This window comes from Micromonospora sp. WMMD754 (assembly GCF_049315235.1).
GTDB lineage: Bacteria > Actinomycetota > Actinomycetes > Mycobacteriales > Micromonosporaceae > Micromonospora > Micromonospora sediminicola.
On sequence record NZ_CP186058.1, the window covers coordinates 4,760,615 to 4,781,003 of the forward strand.

Annotated in this window: 16 protein-coding genes; 13 read left to right on the plus strand and 3 right to left on the minus strand. The window is 73.8% G+C overall.

The features are described 5' to 3' along the window. Nucleotides 1-3 precede the first annotated feature (3 nt). Together ACN27B_RS23000 and ACN27B_RS23005 are read left to right on the plus strand one after the other, a co-directional pair. Entirely contained in the window at nucleotides 4-1,227 is a 1,224-nt protein-coding gene (locus tag ACN27B_RS23000) for a glycosyltransferase (RefSeq protein ID WP_422741505.1), read from the plus strand. A gap of 38 nt (nucleotides 1,228-1,265) precedes the next feature. Continuing rightward, complete coding sequence (locus ACN27B_RS23005; protein ID WP_422741506.1) at nucleotides 1,266-1,979, plus strand: helix-turn-helix domain-containing protein; 714 nt, start codon at nucleotides 1,266-1,268, stop codon at nucleotides 1,977-1,979. Nucleotides 1,980-2,024: 45 nt separating this feature from the next. On the opposite strand, the gene ACN27B_RS23010 is transcribed toward ACN27B_RS23005, so the two are convergent. Continuing rightward, entirely contained in the window at nucleotides 2,025-2,423 is a 399-nt protein-coding gene (locus ACN27B_RS23010) for a VOC family protein (protein WP_099164614.1), read from the minus strand. Nucleotides 2,424-2,604: 181 nt separating this feature from the next. Here ACN27B_RS23010 and ACN27B_RS23015 point away from each other — a divergent pair, with 181 nt between their 5' ends. The 4 genes from ACN27B_RS23015 (at nucleotide 2,605) to ACN27B_RS23030 (ending at nucleotide 7,653) form a co-directional block, all read left to right on the plus strand. After that, a complete protein-coding gene (locus ACN27B_RS23015) occupies nucleotides 2,605-2,754 on the plus strand; it encodes a hypothetical protein (protein WP_172967795.1) in 150 nt (49 codons plus the stop codon). 5 nt (nucleotides 2,755-2,759) lie between these two features. Then, a complete protein-coding gene (locus tag ACN27B_RS23020; RefSeq protein ID WP_422741507.1) occupies nucleotides 2,760-4,175 on the plus strand; it encodes a methyltransferase domain-containing protein in 1,416 nt (471 codons plus the stop codon). After that, complete coding sequence (locus ACN27B_RS23025; protein WP_422741508.1) at nucleotides 4,168-6,213, plus strand: sulfatase-like hydrolase/transferase; 2,046 nt, start codon at nucleotides 4,168-4,170, stop codon at nucleotides 6,211-6,213. The genes ACN27B_RS23020 and ACN27B_RS23025 overlap by 8 nt, the downstream gene beginning before the upstream one ends. Nucleotides 6,214-6,369: 156 nt before the next feature. After that, nucleotides 6,370-7,653, plus strand: coding sequence for a citrate synthase (locus tag ACN27B_RS23030; protein WP_099161293.1), 1,284 nt, complete (start codon nucleotides 6,370-6,372; stop codon nucleotides 7,651-7,653). Between the two features lie 189 nt (nucleotides 7,654-7,842). On the opposite strand, the gene ACN27B_RS23035 is transcribed toward ACN27B_RS23030, so the two are convergent. After that, nucleotides 7,843-9,240: a glycosyltransferase family 4 protein gene (locus ACN27B_RS23035; protein ID WP_422741509.1), complete on the minus strand. Its 1,398-nt coding sequence runs from the start codon at nucleotides 9,238-9,240 to the stop codon at nucleotides 7,843-7,845. Between the two features lie 295 nt (nucleotides 9,241-9,535). Here ACN27B_RS23035 and glgX point away from each other — a divergent pair, with 295 nt between their 5' ends. From glgX to ACN27B_RS23065, 6 genes are all read left to right on the plus strand, one after another. Next, nucleotides 9,536-11,656, plus strand: coding sequence for a glycogen debranching protein GlgX (gene glgX, locus ACN27B_RS23040; RefSeq protein ID WP_091575397.1), 2,121 nt, complete (start codon nucleotides 9,536-9,538; stop codon nucleotides 11,654-11,656). A gap of 3 nt (nucleotides 11,657-11,659) precedes the next feature. Further along, a complete protein-coding gene (gene treY / locus ACN27B_RS23045; protein ID WP_422741510.1) occupies nucleotides 11,660-13,960 on the plus strand; it encodes a malto-oligosyltrehalose synthase in 2,301 nt (766 codons plus the stop codon). Next, nucleotides 13,957-15,690, plus strand: coding sequence for a malto-oligosyltrehalose trehalohydrolase (treZ, locus tag ACN27B_RS23050; RefSeq protein WP_355520501.1), 1,734 nt, complete (start codon nucleotides 13,957-13,959; stop codon nucleotides 15,688-15,690). Before treY ends, treZ begins: the two co-directional genes overlap by 4 nt. Before the next feature lie 79 nt (nucleotides 15,691-15,769). Then, nucleotides 15,770-16,417: a maleylpyruvate isomerase family mycothiol-dependent enzyme gene (locus ACN27B_RS23055; protein WP_357629196.1), complete on the plus strand. Its 648-nt coding sequence runs from the start codon at nucleotides 15,770-15,772 to the stop codon at nucleotides 16,415-16,417. A 140-nt stretch (nucleotides 16,418-16,557) separates the two neighbouring features. Beyond that, nucleotides 16,558-17,166, plus strand: a complete 609-nt coding sequence (locus ACN27B_RS23060; RefSeq protein ID WP_253866494.1) for a DUF6518 family protein — start codon at nucleotides 16,558-16,560, stop codon at nucleotides 17,164-17,166. A gap of 51 nt (nucleotides 17,167-17,217) precedes the next feature. Further along, nucleotides 17,218-18,330 (plus strand): NAD(P)/FAD-dependent oxidoreductase, encoded by a 1,113-nt coding sequence (locus ACN27B_RS23065; protein WP_099161287.1) that lies wholly within the window; start codon nucleotides 17,218-17,220, stop codon nucleotides 18,328-18,330. A 3-nt stretch (nucleotides 18,331-18,333) separates the two neighbouring features. Here ACN27B_RS23065 and ACN27B_RS23070 read toward each other — a convergent pair whose 3' ends face one another. After that, nucleotides 18,334-19,812 (minus strand): glutamate--cysteine ligase, encoded by a 1,479-nt coding sequence (locus ACN27B_RS23070; protein WP_099164613.1) that lies wholly within the window; start codon nucleotides 19,810-19,812, stop codon nucleotides 18,334-18,336. A gap of 219 nt (nucleotides 19,813-20,031) precedes the next feature. Between ACN27B_RS23070 and ACN27B_RS23075 the strand changes: the two genes are divergently transcribed. Then, complete coding sequence (locus ACN27B_RS23075) at nucleotides 20,032-20,376, plus strand: DUF3817 domain-containing protein (RefSeq protein ID WP_099161286.1); 345 nt, start codon at nucleotides 20,032-20,034, stop codon at nucleotides 20,374-20,376. The last annotated feature ends 13 nt before the right edge of the window (nucleotides 20,377-20,389 follow it).

Here is a 20,389-nt window from a genome sequence, read left to right on the forward strand (position 1 = left end):
GCGATGACCTTCACGCAGGAGCCCCGGGCCGCCGTACGGGCCCGGCCCACCGCCGAGGGCGCGGTGCTGGACGTGGTGGTCCCGGTCTACAACGAGGAGGCCGACCTCGGCCCCTGTGTCCGGCGGCTGCACGCGCACCTGACCGCGCACTTCCCGTACCCGTTCCGGATCACGGTGGCCGACAACGCCAGCGTGGACGGCACCCGGGCGGTCGCCGAGGCGCTCGCCGCCGAACTGCCCGGGGTGGAGGTGGTGCACCTGGCGGAGAAGGGGCGGGGCCGGGCGCTGCGCGCCGCCTGGTCCGCCTCGCCGGCGCCGGTGCTGGCGTACATGGACGTGGACCTCTCCACCGACCTGGCCGCGTTGCTGCCGCTGGTCGCGCCGCTCATCTCGGGCCACTCCGACCTGGCCATCGGCACCCGGCTGGCGCGGACCAGCCGGGTGGTCCGGGGCGCGAAGCGGGAGGTGATCTCCCGGGGCTACAACCTGCTGCTGCGCGGCACGCTCGCGGTGCGCTTCTCCGACGCGCAGTGCGGGTTCAAGGCGATCCGCGCCGACGTGGCGGCGGAGCTGCTGCCGCTGGTACGGGACACCGGCTGGTTCTTCGACACCGAACTGCTGGTCCTGGCCCAGCGCGCCGGGCTGCGGATCCACGAGGTGCCGGTGGACTGGGTGGACGACCCGGACAGCCGGGTCGACATCGTCGCCACCGCGCTGGCCGACCTGCGCGGGATCGGGCGGCTGGCCCGGGCGCTGCTCACCGGCGCGCTGCCCCTGCCCCGGCTGCGCGCCCAGCTCGGCCGGGCCCCGTTGCCGGCGCCGCCGGCCCAGGTGCCGGTGGGGCTGCCCCGCCAGCTCGTCCGGTTCGCCGCGGTGGGGGTGGCCAGCACGGTGGCGTACCTGGTGATCTTCGTGGCGGCCCGTGGGCCGCTCGGGGCGCAACCGGCGAACCTGCTCGCGCTGCTGCTGACCGCGGTGGCCAACACGGCGGCCAACCGGCGGCTCACCTTCGGCGTCACCGGCCGCCGGCACGCCGGCCGGCACCACCTCCAGGGGCTGCTCGCGTTCGCCCTCGGGCTGGCCCTGACCAGTGGCGCGCTGGCGGTCCTGCACGCGCTCACGGCGCCGCCGCGCGCGGTCGAGCTGGTCGTCCTGGTGGCGGCCAACCTCGCCGCGACCGCGCTGCGGTTCCTGCTGCTCCGCCTGGCGATGCACCACCGCCCATGACCGTCACGACCCGCCGCCGGGGGTGGCAGGCTGGAGGCATGTACCGGGAGCGGGCCGAGGAGCGGATCCGGGGCGCGGTGCGGTGGGCGAGCGTGTCCGACGGCGCGGGGCGGACCCGGGTGCTGCCGGACGGGTGCCTGGACCTGCTCTGGTCCAGCCGGGCCGGCCTGCTGGTCGCCGGCCCCGACCGGACCGCCCACCTGTCCCGGTCGGCGCCGGGGGAGCGGTGGATCGGGCTGCGGCTGCCGCCGGGCACGGGCCCGACCGTGTTCGGGGTGCCGGCGGAGAAGCTGCGCGACCTCCGCGTCCCGCTCGCCGACCTCTGGGGGCGGGACGCGGAGGTCCTGGCCGCGCGGGTCGAGGAGGCGGCATCCGCCGCCGCCGGTTGGTCGGACGCCGGCGCGGTGGTCCTGGCCGAGGTCGCCCGGGCCCGGCTGGCGGCCGCCGGGGGCCCCGACCCGCTCGGCGCCCGGGTGGCCGCCCGGCTGGCCGCGGGGGCGACGGTCGCCGCGACGGCCGCCGAGGTCGGCCTCGGGGCGCGGGCCCTGCACCGGCGCAGCCTGGCCCTGTTCGGGTACGGCCCGAAGACGCTCGCCCGGATCCTGCGGATGCGTCGCGCGCTCGACCTGGCCCACGGCGGCGCGCCGCTCGCCGAGGTCGCCGCCCGGATCGGGTACGCCGACCAGGCGCACCTCACCCGCGACGTCCGGGAGATCGCCGGCGTGCCCCCGACGCGCCTGCTCGGCGGCTGACCCGGCGCGAATGGCCGGACCCGCCCGCGGTGCCCGGGCGGGTGGTCAGTCGGCGGACAGCGGCGCGAACAGGTCCACGCCGTTGCCGTCCGGGTCGTGCAGGACCGCGTACCGCTGGCCCCAGAAGGCGTCCCACGGCGGCAGCTCCCCGTGGTGGCCGGCGGCGGTCAGCTCGGCGTACCAGCGGTCCACCTCCGCCGGGTCGGCGCAGCGGAAGGCGAGGCTCATCCGGGAGTGGCCGCCGGACGGGTCGAAGGCGGGGTGGAAGCTGCGCACCATCTCTTCGGTGTCCCAGGCCAGCCGTACGCCGGAGGGCAGGGTGACCTCCACGTGGGGTTCGGTGTCGGCGCCGGGCGGGATCGGCAGCCCCAGCCGGCGGTAGAAGTCGAGCGTGCGGGCCATGTCGGTGACGACCGTCCCGACGAGATCGAACTGCGGTGTCATGACCGCCACGCTAGGCCGCGCGGGCCGCTGCGGTCTTGAACGGATCGGACGGGGGACGAGTCACCGGTGTGCCCGCGCGTCCGGATCGCAGGGCGTACGGTGAGTGACAAGTCCGGCTTAGAGCAACAAAGCTCGCATACCGGGCTGCGCTCCGATGACCGGCGAGGGAAGGAAAGCAGCCGTGACGCACCTGGCCTACCTGGACGCGGGATCCGGCAGTCTCATCGTGCAGGCGGTGGTCGGCGGGGTGGCCGGAGTGGCCGTGGCCGCCAAGCTCTACTGGCGCCGCCTGGTGTCCCGCTTCCGCCGTCAGCCCACCGACCAGGGCTGACCGGCGTGACGATCCCCGACACCGGCGTACGCGTCGAGCCCGGCTCGTTCCGCGACCCCGGCAACCGCGTCTTCCACCGGGGCCACGAGGTGCTGCGCGGCCTCGACGAGCGCTCCGCCCGCGACTGGCGCGCCCTGTCCGCCGCCGACTTCTTCCGGAACCTGACCGCCACCGGTCAGGTCGTCGGCACCGAGGAGCTGACCCCGACACCGGTCGACGCGCCCTGGGCCGCGGTGCTGCGACACGAGCGGATCCCGTTCGTGTCGCACCCCTACGAGTGGTCGTACGCGATGCTGCGCGACGCGGCGCTGCTGCACCTGGACGTGCTGGGCGCCGCACTGGACGCCGGCTTCACCACCAAGGACGGCTCGGCCTACAACGTGCAGTGGCGCGGCGCCCGGCCGGTCTTCATCGACGTCGGCTCCTTCGAGGCGCTGCGCGACGGCGAGCCCTGGGCCGGCTACCGGCAGTTCTGCCAGACGCTGCTCTACCCCCTGCTCGTCCAGGCCCACCTCGGCCTGGACTTCCAGCCGTTCCTGCGGGCCCGCGTCGACGGGATCGAGCCGGACCAGATGCGCCGGTTGTTCGCCGGGACCCGACGGTGGCGGGCCGGCGTACCCACCCACGTGCACCTGCACGGCGCGATGCAGGCGCGCAACTCCGCCGCCAGCACCAGCGACGTCCGCGCCCAACTGCGCGACGCCGGCTTCTCCCGGGAACTGGCCCGGGCCACCGTACGCGGGCTGACGAAGCTGGTCCGCCGGCTCGACCACCGGCCCGGCGACAGCCACTGGACGGACTACCAGCGCACCTGCGCGTACTCGGTGCCGGACCGGCAGGCCAAGGAGACCTTCGTCGACCGGGCCGTCGCCGCCACCGGCCCCGGCACGGTGCTGGACCTGGGCGCCAACGACGGCCGGTACGCCCGCATCGCCGCCCGGCACGCCGCGCACGTGGTCGCGGTCGAGCAGGACCCGGTCGTGGTCGACGCGCTCTACCGCGCCCTGCGCGACGAGGGGGAGCAGCGCATCCTGCCGCTGGTGCTGGACCTGGCCGACCCGTCGCCCGGCGGCGGCTGGCGCGGCGTCGAACGGGCCGCGTTCGCCGACCGGGCCCGCGCCGACGTGGTGCTCGCCCTGGCCGTGGTGCACCACCTGGCGATCGGCCGCAACGTCCCGCTGCCGGAGGTGCTGGACCAGCTCACCGCGTTCACCGCGACCGGCGGCGTCCTGGTGGTGGAGTTCGTCCACCCGGAGGACCCGATGGCCCGCCGGCTGCTGGCCAACAAGCCGGACGGGCTCTTCCCCGACTACCGGCGGGACACCTTCGAGGCGCTGCTGGCCCGCCGGGGGCGGGTGGTCGCCCGCACCGAGCTGCCGTCCAGCACCCGCACCCTCTACCAGGTGGTGGTGGGTGGCTGAGGACGTCCTCGCGCCACCGCGGGAGCGCCCGCCGGACACCGACCGGCCCCGGCGGCGGGCCGGCTGGCGGGCCGAGGCGGCGCGGCTGGCGGAGGTGGCGGCGCTGGTCGGGCTGGTGGTCACCCAGCCGCTGCTGGACGTGCTCGGTCGCAGCCCCGACTTCTTCCTGTTCCACCGCGCCGCGCGCGGCGACGTGCTGCTGCTGGTCGCCCTGATCGCGCTGGTGCCGACGCTGCCGTTCGCGGCGCTCGGCGCGCTGTCCCTGCTCGCCGGACGGGTCACCCGCGCCGTGGTGCACACGGTGATCGTGGGACTGCTGCTCGCCGCGTTGGCGGTCCAGGTCGGCCGGCACGTCACGCCGCTGCGCGGCGTACCCCTGCTGGTCGTGGCCGGCCTGGTCGGGGCCGCCGCGGCGGCCGCCCACCGGCGGTGGCGGGCGCTGCGCCGGATGCTGCGGGTGGCCGCGCTCGGGCCGGTGGTCTTCGTCGGGCTGTTCCTGTTCGCGTCCCCGGCCTCGGCGGTGGTGCTGCCGCGCGGCGAGGGTGGCGCGGCCGGGACCGCCGGCGCCGGCGCCCACCCGCCGGTGGTCATGATCGTGCTGGACGAGCTTCCGCTGGTGTCGCTGCTCGGTCCCGACGGGCGGATCGACGCGGCCCGCTACCCCAACTTCGCCGCGCTGGCCGCCGGGTCGACCTGGTACCGCAACGCCACCGGGGTCAGCGGCTGGACGCCCTACGCGCTGCCGGCGATGCTCACCGGGCGCTACCCCGAGCGGGGTGCGGCGCCGCACTACTCGCAGTACCCGGACAACCTGTTCACCGCGCTCGGCGGCCTCTACCAGATAAAGGCCGAGGAGAGCATCACCCGGCTCTGCCCGCCCAGCCGGTGCGAGCAGGCGGTCACCCCGGAACAGGGGCTCGGCGTGCTGACCCGGGAGAGCGGGAAACTGCTGCGCCAGCTCGCCGCGCCGGTGGACAGCCGGGTCGACCCCGAGGACTCCTACCGCGAGCAGACCGCGGCCGAGGTCGGGCTGGACGCCGCCGAGCCGGTGCCCGACGACCCGAAGTTCCGCTGGGACACCCTCGACGACAACCAGCCCGCCCGGTTCACCGCGTTCCTGGCCGGCCTGCGCCCCGCCGACCGGCCCACGCTGCACTTCCTGCACCTGCTCATGCCGCACACGCCGTGGACGTACCTGCCCTCCGGGGCGCGCTACGACGCGCCGGAGGACCTGCCCAACGACGGCGCCGGCTGGGTGGACCTGGCCCGGGCCCGGCACCTGGCCCAGCTCGGCTACACCGACCGGCTGATCGGCGAGACGCTGCGGACGCTGCGCGCCACCGGCCTCTACGACAAGGCGCTGGTCATGGTCACCGCCGACCACGGGGTCAGCTTCCGCCAGGACTGGCAGGGACGCGGCATGGACGCCATCGACCACGCCGCGAACCAGGTGGCCTGGGTGCCGATGTTCGTCAAGGAGCCGGGCCAGCGGACCGGCCGGGTCGACGACCGCAACTGGGAACACGTCGACCTGCTGCCGACCGTCGCCGACGAGACCCACATGCGGGTGCCCTGGTCGATGGACGGCCGCTCGGCGAACGCCACCCCGCGCGAGCGCGCCGACAAACGCTTCTACGACCGGCCCGGCCAACCCGTCACGATCACCGGCCGGGTGCCCGCTCCCGTACCGCTGCCCGCCACCGACCCGCTGGTCGGCACCCGGGTCGGCGCCGTGCCGGCCGGCGGCTCCGCCACGGTGGCCAACCTCGCCGCGTTCGACGCGGTCGACCCGGCGCGGGGTGCGCTGCCGGCGCTGGTCTGGGGGACCGTGCCCCCGTCGGTGCCGGACGGCACGCGGCTCGCGGTCGCGGTCAACGGCACGGTCGGCGCGGTGGTGCCGGTGGTGCCGCCGGACGCCGGTGGCCGGCGGTTCGCCGCGTTCCTCCCCGACGACCGGCTGTTCGCCGCCGGCGCCAACCGGCTCGAGCTCTACCGGGTGCAGGCCGACGGGAAGCTGCGGCGGCTCACCCTGTCCTGACCGGCAGCGCTCCCACCCGGTTTCCGACCCGGCAAGTCGGGAATCAGGTGACGCATACCTCACCCCGAAACCATGCCGAGCGTTGTCCGCCGCACCGTGATTACGGTAGAAGCGAAGGCAATTCAACGAAGATCTTGCCGGCGAAGCGAGGAACAGATGACGGAAGTCAAGCTCGACCACCCCGGTGGGCAGCTGTCGATGCCGGTGCAGTCCGCGGTCGAGGGCCCCGCCGGCATCGGGGTGAGCAAGCTGCTCAAGGAAACCGGGATGACCACGTACGACCCCGGTTTCGTCAACACCGCGTCCTGCTCGTCCGCGATCACCTACATCGACGGTGACGCGGGCATCCTGCGGTACCGCGGCTACCCCATCGACCAGCTGGCCGAGAAGTCCTCCTTCCTGGAGGTCTCCTACCTGCTGATCTACGGTGAGCTGCCGAGCCAGACCCAGCTGACCGAGTTCAGCGACCGGATCCGCCGGCACTCGCTGCTGCACGAGGAGATGCGTCGCTTCTTCGACGGCTTCCCCCGTGAGGCGCACCCGATGGCCGTGCTCTCCTCGGCCGTCAGCGCCATCTCGACCTTCTACCAGGACAGCCTGGACCCGTTCGACTCCGAGCACGTGGAGATGTCCACGATCCGGCTGATGGCGAAGGTGCCCACCATCGCCTCGTACGCGTACAAGAAGTCGATCGGCCAGCCGCTGCTCTACCCGGACAACTCGCTGGGCTACGTCGAGAACTTCCTGCGGATGACCTTCGGCGTGCCGGCCGAGCCGTACGAGGTCGACCCGGTGGTGGCCCGGGTGCTGGACATGCTGTTCATCCTGCACGCCGACCACGAGCAGAACTGCTCCACCAGCACCGTGCGGCTGGTCGGCTCCAGCAACGCCAACCTGTTCGCCTCGGTCTCGGCCGGCGTGAACGCGCTGTTCGGCCCGCTGCACGGCGGCGCCAACCAGGCCGTGCTGGAGATGCTCCAGAAGATCCAGGCCGACGGCGGCGACGTCCGTACCTTCGTGCAGAAGGTGAAGGACAAGCAGGACGGTGTCAAGCTGATGGGCTTCGGCCACCGGGTCTACAAGAACTACGACCCGCGCGCCGCGATCGTGAAGAAGGCCGCCCAGGACGTGCTCGGCCGGATGGCCAAGCCCGACCCGCTGCTGGACCTCGCGATGCAGCTGGAGGAGATCGCGCTCGCCGACGACTTCTTCGTCTCCCGCCGGCTCTACCCGAACGTGGACTTCTACACCGGGCTGATCTACAAGGCCATGGGCTTCCCGACCAAGATGTTCACGGTGCTGTTCGCGCTGGGCCGGCTGCCGGGCTGGATCGCCCAGTGGCGCGAGATGATCAACGACCCGGAGACCAAGATCGGCCGTCCGCGGCAGATCTACACCGGTGCCGCCGAGCGGGACTACCTCCCCGCCGCCGACCGCTGAGGTGCAAGGAAGGGCCCCCTCTTAACGCCTGAGGTAGAGCAGGGGCCCCTTCTTAACAGACAGGCTGACGACGGAGGCCGCCGACCCGGCTCGGGTGGGCGGCCTCTGTCGTGCGCGTGTGCAGGGGTGCGGGAGGTGTTAAAAGGGGGCCCTTCCTCTACCGGAGGCGTTAAGAGGGGGCCCTTCCTTTCACCGCAGGCCGGCGGCGGTGAGGAGGTTTCCCTCGGGGAGGGCGGGCAGGGCACGGCCGGCGGCCATGCGCTGCTCGGCCCGGGCCGCGGTGAACGCCGGGTCCCCGGCGATGGCGGCGGCGTACGCGGCGGCCGTGCGGGACGCGATGGCGGCCCAGCCGTACTGCTCGTGCACCATGGTCCGGGCGCGCCGGGCCAGCGCGCGGGCCCGCTCCCGGTCCGACAGCAGCGCGTGCACCGCCTCGGCGAGGCCGTCCGGATCGTGCGGGGCGAAGGTCATCCCGGTCACGCCCGGCTCGACGATCTCGGCCAGCCCACCGGTGCGGGACACCGCCAGCGGCGCGCCGGCCGCCGCGCCCTCCAGCGCGACCATGCCGAACGGCTCGTAGATGCTCGGCACCGCGAAGCAGTCCGAGGCGGCCATCACCGCGGGCAGGTCGGTGCCGCCGAGGAAGCCCGGCATGCTGACCGTGGCGCCGAGCCCGAGCCGGTGCACCTCGGCCTCCAGGTCAGCCTTGTAGGGACCGTCGCCGACGATCACCGCACGCAGCCCGGGGTGCCGGTCGCGTAGTCGGGGCAGCCCGGCGAGCAGGTGCTGTACGCCCTTCTCGTAGACCAGTCGGCCGGCGAACGTGACCAGCGGGCCGTCGCCGGCGAAGCGGGCCCGGGCGGCGGCGACCGCCGAGGCGGGCACTCGCCAGCGGTGCGGCTCGACCCCGTTGGGCACCACGTCGACCCGGGCCGGCTCCACGCCGAACAGCGCGCCCACCTCGTCGCGCATGTAGCCGGAGCAGACGATCACCCGGCCGGACTCACCGGCCAGCCACTGCTCGACGCCATGGATGGTGCGGTTCATCTCCTCCGGCAGCCAGCCCTGGTGCCGGCCGGCCTCGGTGGCGTGGATGGTGGTCACCAGCGGCACGTCGAGGTGCTCGCGCAGCGTCATCGCGGTGTGCGCGACCAGCCAGTCGTGGGCGTGGATCACGTCGTAGGCGCCCGACTCGGCGGCGCGCAGGGCGGCCCGGGTGAGGGTGTGGTTGAACGCCATGGTCCAGGCCAGCAGCGAGCCGGTGGCCAGCGGGAAGGTCACCGGGTCCTCGGCGGCGCGGACGATCCGCACACCGTCGGCGTACTCCTCCAGCGGCGCGCCCTCGGCGTGCCGGGTGACCACGGTGACCTCGTGCCCGGCGGCGACCAGCGCGACGGAGAGCGCGTGCACGTGCCGACCGAGCCCACCCACGAGCACCGGCGGGTACTCCCACGACAGCATGAGGATGCGCCGGGTCCGCGGCGCGGCGCCGGGCTGCGGCGGTGGTGTCGGGCGGGAGGTCAGGGTGGGCCGGTGGAGCCGGTCCGTCGCGGTGGCGGGCTGCGCGCCGACCCGCAGAGAGGTCACGTCGATCTCCGTCCATGGCAGGGGAGGACACGCCGGCATCGGTGGCGGCGGAAGGGAGTGGTGAGGGGTGGCCGAACGGCCGGGCGGAGACGCGCGGGCGCGTGTCCGCGATCCAGGAAAGTCCATCCGGCGCGAACCCGCATCTCGAAAAGGGCGATCGTGACGGACAACACCCGATCGTTTCGGTTACGGTCCGAACGGGTGGATTGGCGGCGCGTGAGGCGGGGCATGAACGGCGTGCGCATCGGCCGTCCCCCGTCCGGTGCGCTCACGATCATGGGCCCGAAGGAGCGACATGCAGGTCTGGCCGGGCGAGAGCTATCCCCTCGGTGCCACCTACGACGGGATGGGGACCAACTTCGCGATCTTCTCCGAGGTGGCGGAGAAGATCGAGCTCTGCCTGTTCGACGAGTGGGACATCGGCACCGAGCGGCGCGTCGAGCTGCGCGAGGTCGACGCGTACGTCTGGCACGCCTACATCCCGGGCGTGGAGCCCGGCCAGCGTTACGGGTTCCGGGTGCACGGGCCGTGGGACCCGGCCAACGGACTGCGGTGCAACCCGCACAAGCTGCTGCTCGACCCGTACGCGAAGGCGGTCGACGGTGAGGTCTCCTGGGACCCGTCGGTCTACGACTACGAGGTCGGCGGCGACCCGGACCGGATGAACACCGTCGACTCGGCGCCGTTCATGCCGAAGTCCGTGGTGGTGAACCCGTACTTCGACTGGGGCAACGACAAGCCGCCGCGCACGCCCTACCACCACTCGGTGATCTACGAGGCGCACGTGCGCGGGCTGACCATGCGTCACCCCGGCATCCCGGAGGAACTGCGCGGCACGTACGCGGCGATCGCCTCCCCGGTGATGATCGAGCACTTCAAGCAGCTCGGGGTGACCGCGGTCGAGCTGATGCCGGTGCACGAGTTCGTGCACGACCACCGCCTGGTCGACCTGGGGCTGCGCAACTACTGGGGCTACAACACCATCGGCTTCTTCGCCCCGCACCACGGCTACTCCGCGCTGGGCCGCCTGGGCCAGCAGGTGCAGGAGTTCCGGGGCATGGTCAAGGCGCTGCACGCCGCCGGGATCGAGGTCATCCTCGACGTGGTCTACAACCACACCGCCGAGGGCAACCACCTCGGGCCGTCGCTGAGCTTCAAGGGCATCGACACCCCGAGCTACTACCGGTTGTCGGAGGAGGATCGGCGCTACTTCGTCGACTACACCGGCACCGGCAACAGCCTCAACGTGCGCAGCCCGCACTCGCTGCAACTGATCATGGACTCGCTGCGCTACTGGGTCACCGAGATGCACGTCGACGGCTTCCGCTTCGACCTCGCCGCCACCCTGGCGCGCGAGTTCTACGAGGTGGACCGCCTCTCCACGTTCTTCGAGGTGGTGCAGCAGGACCCGGTGGTGGGCCGGGTCAAGCTGATCGCCGAGCCGTGGGACATCGGCCCCGGCGGCTACCAGGTGGGCAACTTCCCGCCTCAGTGGACCGAGTGGAACGGCAAGTACCGGGACACGGTCCGTGACTTCTGGCGCGGCGAGCCGGCCACGCTGGCCGAGTTCGCGTCCCGCATCTCCGGCTCCGCCGACCTGTACCAGGACGACGGCCGCCGCCCGTTCCACAGCATCAACTTCGTCACCTGCCACGACGGCTTCACCCTCGCCGACCTGGTCTCCTACAACGACAAGCACAACGAGGCCAACGGCGAGGAGAACCGGGACGGGGAGAGCCACAACCGCTCCTGGAACTGCGGCGTCGAGGGGGAGACCGACGACCCCGGTGTGCTGGCGCTGCGGGCGCGGCAGCGGCGCAACTTCCTCGCCACGCTGATCCTGTCCCAGGGCGTGCCGATGCTCGGCCACGGCGACGAGCTGGGCCGCACCCAGCGCGGCAACAACAACGCCTACTGCCAGGACAGCGAGCTGGCCTGGGTGGACTGGGAACGGGCCGACACCGAGCTGCTCGCGTTCGTGCGCCGGCTCACCGACTTCCGCAACCGGCACCAGGTGTTCCGCCGCCGGCGGTTCTTCACCGGGCTGCCGGTCGGCGGCCGGGCCACCGGGTCCGGCCTGCCGGACCTCGCCTGGTACACCCCGGACGGCCGGGAGATGACCGGCGAGGACTGGGGCAACGACTTCGGCCGCTCGGTGGCCCTGTTCGTCAACGGCGACGGCATCCCGGAGCGCGGCCAGTACGGCCAGCGCCACCGGGACAGCTCGTTCCTGCTGCTGTTCAACGCGCACGACGCGCCGCTGGACTTCACGCTGCCCGGCGAGGAGTTCGGTCCCCGGTGGGAACTGGTGATCAGCACGGCGGAACCGGATCCGGAGAAGACCACACTGGTCGAGGCGGGGGGCACGGTCTGCGTACCGGACCGCTCGCTGCTGGTCCTGGAGAGGACGGCCTGACCCATGCCCGACACCCCTCGTTCCACCTACCGGGTGCAGGTGCGCCCCGGCTTCGACCTGGACGCCACGGCCGAGCTGGCCGACTACCTGTCCGCGCTCGGCGTCACCCACCTCTACACCGCGCCCCTGCTCACCGCCACCCCCGGCTCGCAACACGGCTACGACGTGGTCGACCCCCGGGCGGTCAACCCGGAGCTGGGCGGCGAGGCCGGCCGGCGGCGCCTGGTCCGGGCGCTGCGCGCGGCCGGGCTGGGCCTGGTCGTCGACATCGTGCCCAACCACGCCGGGGTGGCCCGTCCGGAGGCCAACCCGGCCTGGTGGGACGTGCTGCGCCGGGGCCGCGACTCGGCGTACGCGGACTGGTTCGACATCGACTGGGACCGCGGCCGGCTGCTGCTGCCGGTGCTCGCCGACGCTCCCGACGCGCTCGACGACCTCAAGCTGGTCGACGGCGAGCTGCGCTACCACGAGCACCGTTTCCCGATCGCCGACGGCACCGGCGGCGGGACGCCCCGGCAGGTGCACGACCGGCAGCACTACGAGCTGGTGAACTGGCGGCGCGGGGACGCCGAGCTGACGTACCGCCGGTTCTTCGCCGTGTCGGACCTGGCCGGCCTGCGGGTGGAGGACCCGGCGGTCTTCGACGCCACGCACGCGGAGATCCTGCGCTGGGTCGACGCCGGCGACGTCGACGGCATCCGGGTCGACCACCCGGACGGCCTGCGCGACCCGGCCGGCTACCTGGCCCGGCTGCGCGCGGCCGCGCCGGAGCGCTGGCTGGTGGTGGAGAAGATCCTGGAGTACGGCGAGGACCTGCCGGACTGGCCGGTCGACGGCACCACCGGCTACGACGCCCTGGCGGCGGTCAGCGGGCTGTTCGTCGACCCGGACGCCGAACCGGACTTCACCGCGCTGGACGGCCGGCTCACCGGCCGGCACACCTCCTGGGAGGACCTGACCCACGGCACCAAGCTGGAGGCCGCCACCCGGCTGCTCGCCGCCGAGCTGACCCGCCTCGCCGCGCTCGTCCCCGAGCTGCCGCGCGAGCAGGTCCGCGCCGCCCTGGCCGAGCTGGCCGCGTGCTTCCCGGTCTACCGCGGCTACCCGCCCGAGGGGGCACGGCACCTCGCCGCCGCCCGCAGCGAGGCCGGCCGGCGCCGGCCCGACCTGACCGGCGTGCTGGACGCCGTCACCGCCCGGCTCCGCGACCCCGACCACGAGCTGGCCGCCCGGTTCCCGCAGCTGACCGGCGCGGTGATGGCCAAGGGCGTGGAGGACACCGCCTACTACCGGTGGAGCCGGTTCGTGGCGCTCAACGAGGTGGGCGGCAGCCCGGCCCACTTCGGGGTGCCGCCGGCGGAGCTGCACCGGTTCGCCGCCGCCCGCCAGGTGCGGTGGCCGGCGAGCATGACCACGCTGTCGACCCACGACACCAAGCGCGGCGAGGACGTGCGGGCCCGGCTCGCCGTGCTCAGCGAGATGCCCGGCCGCTGGGCCGAGCGGGTGACCGACTGGATGTCCCGGGCCCCGCTGGCCGACCCGGCGCTGGCCCACCTGCTCTGGCAGACCGCCGTCGGCGCCTGGCCGATCGAGCGGGACCGGCTGCACGGGTACGCCGAGAAGGCCGCCCGGGAGGCGTCGGTCAGCACCAGCTGGGCCGACCCCGACCCGGCGTTCGAGCACGAGATGCACGCCCTGGTCGACCGGATGTACGACGACCCGGAGCTGCACGCGCAGATCACCGCGTTCGCCGACGAGATCACCCCGGCCGGCTGGTCGAACTCGCTCGGGCAGAAGCTGGTCCAGCTCACCATGCCCGGCGTTCCGGACACCTACCAGGGCACCGAGCTGTGGGAGAACTCCCTGGTCGATCCGGACAACCGGCGGCCGGTCGACTTCGCCGTACGCCGCAGGACGCTGGCCCGGCTCGACGCCGGCTGGCGGCCGGCGGTGGCCGCCGACGGCGCGGCCAAGCTGCTCGTGGTCTCCCGGACGCTGCGCCTGCGCCGCGACCGCCCGGAGCTGTTCGCCGGCTACCGGCCGGTGCCGGCGCACGGACCGGCCGGCGCGCACGCGGTGGCCTTCGACCGGGGTGGCGCGGTCGCGGTGGCGACCCGGCTGCCGCTGCGGCTGGCCCGCTCGGGCGGCTGGCGGGACACCACCCTGTCACTTCCCGTTCACGAGTGCACCGACTTGTTCACCGGTCGGGTCTACAGTGGTTCTGAGCTGCTCCTGGATGATCTGCTGAGCACCTACCCCGTCGCCCTCCTCGCACCCACCGACTCTGTGGAGGCCGCCGCATGACCGAGTTCACGGTGTGGGCGCCCGAGGCCGCCCGGGTGCGGCTGCGCCTGCCCGGCGTCGCCGACCACGAGATGCGCCCCGGGCGGTCCGGCTGGTGGCGGGTCGAGGTGCCCGACGCGGGCCCGGGCACCGACTACGCGTTCCTGCTCGACGACGACGAGCAGGCGCTGCCCGACCCCCGGTCGGCGTGGCAGCCGGCCGGGGTGCACGGCCCCAGCCGCCTCTACTCGCACGCCGCGTTCGACTGGACCGACGCGGCCTGGACCGGTCGGCAACTGCCCGGCAGCGTCCTCTACGAGCTGCACATCGGCACGTTCTCCCCGGAGGGCACGTTCGACGGCGCGATCGCCCGGCTCGACCACCTGGTCGACCTCGGCGTCGACCTGGTCGAGCTGCTGCCGGTCAACGCGTTCAACGGCGAGCACAACTGGGGCTACGACGGCGTCTGCTGGTACGCCCCGCACGAGCCCTACGGCGGGCCGGACGGGTTGAAGCGGTTCGTCGACGCGGCCCACGCCAAGGGCCTGGGGGTGATCCTCGACGTCGTCTACAACCATTTCGGGCCCTCCGGGGCCTACGCGCCGCGCTTCGCGCCGTACCTCACCGAGCAGAGCAACACCTGGGGCCGCACGGTCAACCTGGACGGTCCGCACTCCGACGGGGTGCGCCGCTACATCGTCGACAGCGTGCTGATGTGGCTGCGCGACTACCACGTCGACGGGCTGCGGCTGGACGCCGTGCACGCGATGCCGGACGGTCGGGCCACCCACTGGCTGGAGGAGGTGGCCACCGAGGTCGAGGCGTTGTCCACGCACCTCGGTCGGCCGCTGTCGCTGATCGCCGAGAGCGACCTCAACGACCCGACGCTGATCACGCCGCGCGAGGCCGGCGGCTACGGCCTGCACGCCCAGTGGAACGACGACGCCCACCACGCGCTGCACACGCTGCTCACCGGCGAGCGGCAGGGCTACTACGGCGACTTCGGCTCCCTCGAGTGCCTCACCGACGTGCTGACCGGCGCGTTCTTCCACGCCGGCACCTGGTCCAGCTTCCGCAATCGCAGCCACGGCCGACCGGTCGACCGGCAGCGTACCCCGGGTCACCGCTTCGTCGCCTACCTGCAGAACCACGACCAGATCGGCAACCGGGCCACCGGTGACCGGATCTCCGCCACGCTCTCGCCCGGGCTGCTGCGGGTCGGCGCCACCCTGCTGATGACCGCGCCGTTCACCCCGATGCTGTTCATGGGGGAGGAGTGGGCTGCCACGACGCCGTGGCAGTTCTTCACCAGCCATCCGGAGCCGGAGCTGGCGACGGCGGTGGCCACCGGCCGCAGGCGCGAGTTCGCCGCGCACGGCTGGCCGGAGGGGGACGTGCCGGACCCGCAGGACCCGCAGACGTTCCTGCGGTCCCGGCTGGACTGGGCCGAGCTGGACAAGCCCGAACACCGCGAGATGTACGAGTTCCACCGGCGGCTGATCGCGCTGCGCCGGTCCCGGGCCGACCTGTCCGACCCCCGGCTGCACCGGGTCGAGGTGCGCCACGGCGACCAGTTCCTGGTGATGCGCCGAGGCTCGACGCTGGTGGTGGCCAACCTGGCGGACCGGCCGCAGCGGGTGAACCTGCCCGGGGTGGTCCGCCGGGTGCTGCTGGCGACCTCCGAGGGGGTCACGGTGATGCGCGACGGCATCGAGCTGCCGGCCGAGAGCGCGGCGATCGTCTCCCTCTGAGCGTCGCGGTCCGCGGTGCACCGGTGAGTTCGGCGGCGGGGCGCGGTCTGACCTCCGACGACCCGACCGTGGAGGTTCCATGTCCGACACCCCGACCCGCGACGAGTTGTGGGCGCTCACCCACGCCGAGCGTGCCGCCCTCGCCGACGACCTGGCCGCGCTCGACCCGGCGCGGTGGGCGCAGCCCTCGCTGTGCGGCCGTTGGACGGTCGAGGAGGTGGTCGCGCACCTCACCGCCGCGGCGAGCGTCGGCCGGGCCCGCTGGGTGGCCAGCGTGCTCGGCGCCCGGTTCGACTTCGACCGGCACAACGACCGCCGGCTGGCGGAGCACCGGGGCGCTGATCCGGGGGAGACGCTCGACCGGTTCCGCCGGGTTCTCGGCAGCACCACGTCGACGTTCGGGCCGACCGAGGCCTGGCTCGGTGAGGTGATCGTGCACGCCCAGGACATCCGGCGTCCGCTCGGACTGGACCGGACGCCGCCGGTCGAGGCGGTCACGCCGGTCGCCGCCTTCTACGCGAGGCGGGACTTCACCGTGGCCGGGCGCAGCGCCGTCGACGGCCTGCGGATCGAGGCGACCGACGGTCCCTTCGCCGCCGGAGCCGGCCCGTTGGTCAGCGGCACCACGCTGGCGCTGACCATGGCGATGGCGGGCCGGGTCGCCTACTGTGACGACCTCACCGGGCCCGGCCTGCCCACCCTGCGGGAGCGCTGCGCCACGGCCTGACGGCACGCGAGCCGGTGGATGCCGGCGCAGGAGAGCAAGCCGGATGGTCGAGGTCAGCCGGGCGGCGATCGTGGTGACGCTCGACGCCCTGCGCTGAGCCGACGGACGAGCCGGAGAGCATACTCAGTATGCTCCCGCGCATGCCTCCCTCGCGTCGCCGCCTGACCCTGGTCGCCCCCCTCGCCGGCTTCCTGCTCGGCTTCCTCGACTTCGTCTGGATCAGGTGGGTGCCGTACCCGCTCGCCGAACTCGGCAACTCCACCGCCGTCTGGGCGGTCGCCGCGTTCGCGCTCGGCTGGTGGGTCCGGTGCGGCGCGGTGCGGGCCGCCGTGGCCGCCGCCGTGTTGCTGGTGGTCGCGGTGCCGAGCTACTACCTGGCGGCCACGCTGCTCCAGGGCGACGACCTCGCCGTGGTCGCGGCACCCAGCTCGCTGCTCTGGATGGTGCTCGGGGTGCTCGCCGGCGTGGTGTTCGGCCCGGCCGGCACCTGGGCCCGCGCCGACGGGTGGCGGGGCGTGCTCGGCGTCGCGCTGCCGGCGGCCGTGTTCGTCGAGGAGGCGCTGCGCTTCGTCGGTCGGGCGCGGTCCGGCTACCCGGGCGGATGGTGGAACGTCCCGATCGACCTGGCGCTCGCCGCGCTGCTGGTCGTGCTCGTCGGGCGTACCGCCCGGACGCGGCTGCTCGCGGCGGCCGTGGCGCTGCCACTGGCCGCCGTCGGCGCGTTGGTGTTCGCCGTCGTTTTCGGGTGACGCCGCCGCGCACCGATTGATTTTCGATAGCTAGACGCCGAAACTCGATATATGAACGATCTCGACGTGCTGGTTGTCGGCGCCGGACTGGCCGGGCTGCACACCGCCACGCTGCTCGCCCGGCACGGCCACGACGTGCTGCTGGTCGACCGGCGACCCACCCTGGCCGGCGCGATCCGCACCACCGGGATCTTCGTCCGCCGCACGCTCGACGACTTCCCGCTGCCCGAGGACTGCCTCGGCCCGCCCATCCGGCGCGTCGTGCTCTACCCGCCCGGGCTGCGCCGCCCGGTGACGCTGGACAGCGGGCGCGACGAGTACCGCGTCGGCGACATGGCGGGGCTCTACACGGCAGCCGCGCACGCCGCCGCCGACGCCGGCGTGCGGATCGCGCTCGGCACCCGCTACACCGGCCGGCGGGCCGACGCCCTCGCGCTGCACGGGCCCGACGGGCCGGTCGAGGTCCGCGCCCGGTTCGTCGTCGGCGCCGACGGCGCCCGTTCCCGGGTGGCCCGCGACCTGCGCCTGGACCGCAACCGCCACCTGCTGGTCGGCGCCGAGGAGGTCTTCGGGGTTCCCGCCGGCGAGGGTCCACCCACGTTCCACTGCGTGCTCGACCCCACGCTCGCACCCGGCTACCTGGCCTGGGTCGTCAACGACGGGCGGCACGCCCACGTCGGCGTCGCCGGCTACCCCGACCGCTTCCCCGGCGGGCTCCGGCACGCGCTGCGGCGGTTCGCCGCGACGGCCCCGGGACTGCCCGGCGCGGGCCGACCCGAGCGGGTCGAGCGGCGCGGCGGGCCGATCCCGGTCGGCGGGCTGCTGCGCCGCATCGGCTGCCCGGACGGACTGCTGGTGGGCGACGCGGCGGGCGCGGTCAGCCCGCTCACCGCCGGCGGCCTCGACCCGTGCCTGCGGCTGTCCGCGCACGCCGCGGACGTCCTCGACGAGGCGTTGCGCACGGGCCGCCCCGAAGCCGTGCGCCGCTACGACGGCGCGGCCCTGCGGGCCCGCTTCCGGGGCCGGCTGACGCTGCGCCGGGGACTGGCCCAGGTGCGCACGCCGGCCGTCGCGACGGCGGCGTTCACCCTCCTGCGGACGCCGATCGGGCGCGCCGCGGCCCGGGGTGTGCTGTTCGGGGACCGGTCGTTCCCCACCCCGTGACGGTCAGGGGATCGGCCACTCGTGCACCGGACGGTTGCTGTGCATCAGGTCCACGTAGTGGCGGACCACCTCCCGCAACGCGGCCGGCCGGTCCAGGTGGTCGGCGGACTCCAACCGGTGCAACGTCTCCACCTGCCAGGTCGCGCCGTTGCGGCCGGTCAGGCAGCGCTGCTCGACGATGCCGAGCAGTCGGTCCCGCTCCACCGGGTCCAGGCCCCAGCGGTCGAGCCCGTGGTGGGCCAGCGGCAGCAACCGGCGCAGCACCAGCTCGGTCACCGGCAGGTAGCCCAGGCCGGGCCAGAACACCTGGGCGTCGATGCCGTGCCGGGCGCAGGCGTTGAAGTTCTCCTCGGCGGCGCTGAACGACATCTGGGACCAGAGCGGGCGGTCCGACTCGGCCAGCGCCCGGACCACGCCGAAGTAGAACGCGCCGTTGGCGACCGTGTCCAGCACGGTCGGCCCGGCCGGCAGCACCCGGTTCTCCACCCGCAGGTGCGGGCGGCCCCGCAGCACGTCGTAGACCGGCCGGTTCCAGCGGTAGATGGTGCCGTTGTGCAGGCGCAGCTCGGCGAGCTTCGGCACCCCGCCGCTGTGCAGCGTGGTCGCCGGGTCCTCCGGGTCGCAGACCGGCAGCAACGCCGGGAAGTAGCGCACGTTCTCCTCGAACAGGTCGAACACCGACGTGATCCAGCGTTCCCCGAACCACACCCGCGGGCGTACCCCCTGGGCCTTGATCTCCTCCGCCCGGGTGTCGGTGGCCTGCTGGAACAGCGGGACCCGGGTCTCCCGCCACAGCTCCCGGCCGAAGAACAGCGGGGAGTTCGCGCCGAGGGCCACCTGGATGCCGGCGACCGCCTGGGCGGCGTTCCAGTAGTCGGCGAACTGCGCCGGGCTGACCTGAAGATGGAACTGGGTGCTGGTGCAGGCGGCCTCGGGCGTGATGGTGTCGGCGGTGGTGGCCAGCCGCTCCACCCCGCTGATCGCGATCGGCAGGTCCTCGCCCCGGGCGGCGAAGATCTGCTCGTTGAGCAGCGCGTAGCGCGGGTTGGCCGACAGCGAGGACGCGGTCAGGTGCTCCGGGCGCAGCGTCGGCAGGATGCCGATCATGACCATGTGCGCGCCGACGGTGCGGGCCTTCTCCTCGGCGGCGTTGAGGCTGGCCCGCACGTGCTCCTCGAACTGGGCGGTGCCGGTGCCGGCGAGCCGGCGCGGCGCAACGTTGATCTCCACGTTGAACTGGCCCAGCTCGGTCTGGAACGCCGGGTCGGCGATCGCCTCCAGCGCGTCGGCGTTGCGCATCGCCGGGTCGAACCCGTCGTCGACCAGGTTCAGCTCGATCTCCAGCCCGGTCATCGGCCGTTCCACGTCGAACCGGGACTCGCGCAGCATTTCGGCGAAGACGTCGAGGCACCGCCGTACCTTGTCGCGGTAGCGGGCCCGGTCCTCCCGGCTGAAGGTGCGCACGCCGACGTCCTCGCCCATGGTCACCACCCTGTCACCGTTGGTCCTCCCAACCTCGCACGGAGCGGCGGGTCAGGAAAGGCCTGAAGGACCTTTTCTGTACCCCGTGCCGCCCCCGCTGATCCCCGGTGGTAAGGAAGGGCCCCCTCTTAACGCCTCGTGCATAGGCGGGGCCCCCTTTTAACACCTGGTCACCGGGCGGCCGGCTACCATGGGCCGCCGGCCGAAGGGGGAGTGTTGATGCGCGACGGGTGGATCCGGGCGTTCGTGTGGGCGGCGATCGCCGAGGCGTGCTCCTGGGCGGCGCTGCTGGCCGGCATGGCGGTCAAGTACGGGCCGCCGCGCGACGAGATCGGCGTGCAGATCTTCGGCCCGATCCACGGCGGGCTCTTCGTGGCGTACGGGCTGCTGGCGCTCGTGGTGGCCCGGCGCCGCCGCTGGTCGCTGGTGCAGACCGGGCTGGCGCTGGCCAGCGCCGTGCCCCCGTTCGCCACCGTGCTGTTCGAGCGCTGGGCCCGTCGCCGTGGCCTCCTCGCCGCTCCCGCCGTGCCCGCCGAGCCCCCGCTCACCCGCGTCGGTGGTTAACAAGGGGCCCCGC

Bases quoted from the DNA above. Each gene is read 5' to 3' on its own strand.
- glgX (WP_091575397.1), top strand. From the start codon at position 9,536: ATGCAGGTCTGGCCGGGCGAGAGCTATCCCCTCGGTGCCACCTACGAC.
- ACN27B_RS23075 (WP_099161286.1), top strand. From the start codon at position 20,032: ATGCGCGACGGGTGGATCCGGGCGTTCGTGTGGGCGGCGATCGCCGAG.
- ACN27B_RS23065 (WP_099161287.1), top strand. From the start codon at position 17,218: ATGAACGATCTCGACGTGCTGGTTGTCGGCGCCGGACTGGCCGGGCTG.
- ACN27B_RS23010 (WP_099164614.1), bottom strand. From the start codon at position 2,423: ATGACACCGCAGTTCGATCTCGTCGGGACGGTCGTCACCGACATGGCC.
- ACN27B_RS23000 (WP_422741505.1), top strand. From the start codon at position 4: ATGACCTTCACGCAGGAGCCCCGGGCCGCCGTACGGGCCCGGCCCACC.
- treY (WP_422741510.1), top strand. From the start codon at position 11,660: ATGCCCGACACCCCTCGTTCCACCTACCGGGTGCAGGTGCGCCCCGGC.
- ACN27B_RS23005 (WP_422741506.1), top strand. From the start codon at position 1,266: ATGTACCGGGAGCGGGCCGAGGAGCGGATCCGGGGCGCGGTGCGGTGG.
- ACN27B_RS23070 (WP_099164613.1), bottom strand. From the start codon at position 19,812: ATGGGCGAGGACGTCGGCGTGCGCACCTTCAGCCGGGAGGACCGGGCC.
- treZ (WP_355520501.1), top strand. From the start codon at position 13,957: ATGACCGAGTTCACGGTGTGGGCGCCCGAGGCCGCCCGGGTGCGGCTG.
- ACN27B_RS23060 (WP_253866494.1), top strand. From the start codon at position 16,558: ATGCCTCCCTCGCGTCGCCGCCTGACCCTGGTCGCCCCCCTCGCCGGC.
- ACN27B_RS23055 (WP_357629196.1), top strand. From the start codon at position 15,770: ATGTCCGACACCCCGACCCGCGACGAGTTGTGGGCGCTCACCCACGCC.
- ACN27B_RS23030 (WP_099161293.1), top strand. From the start codon at position 6,370: ATGACGGAAGTCAAGCTCGACCACCCCGGTGGGCAGCTGTCGATGCCG.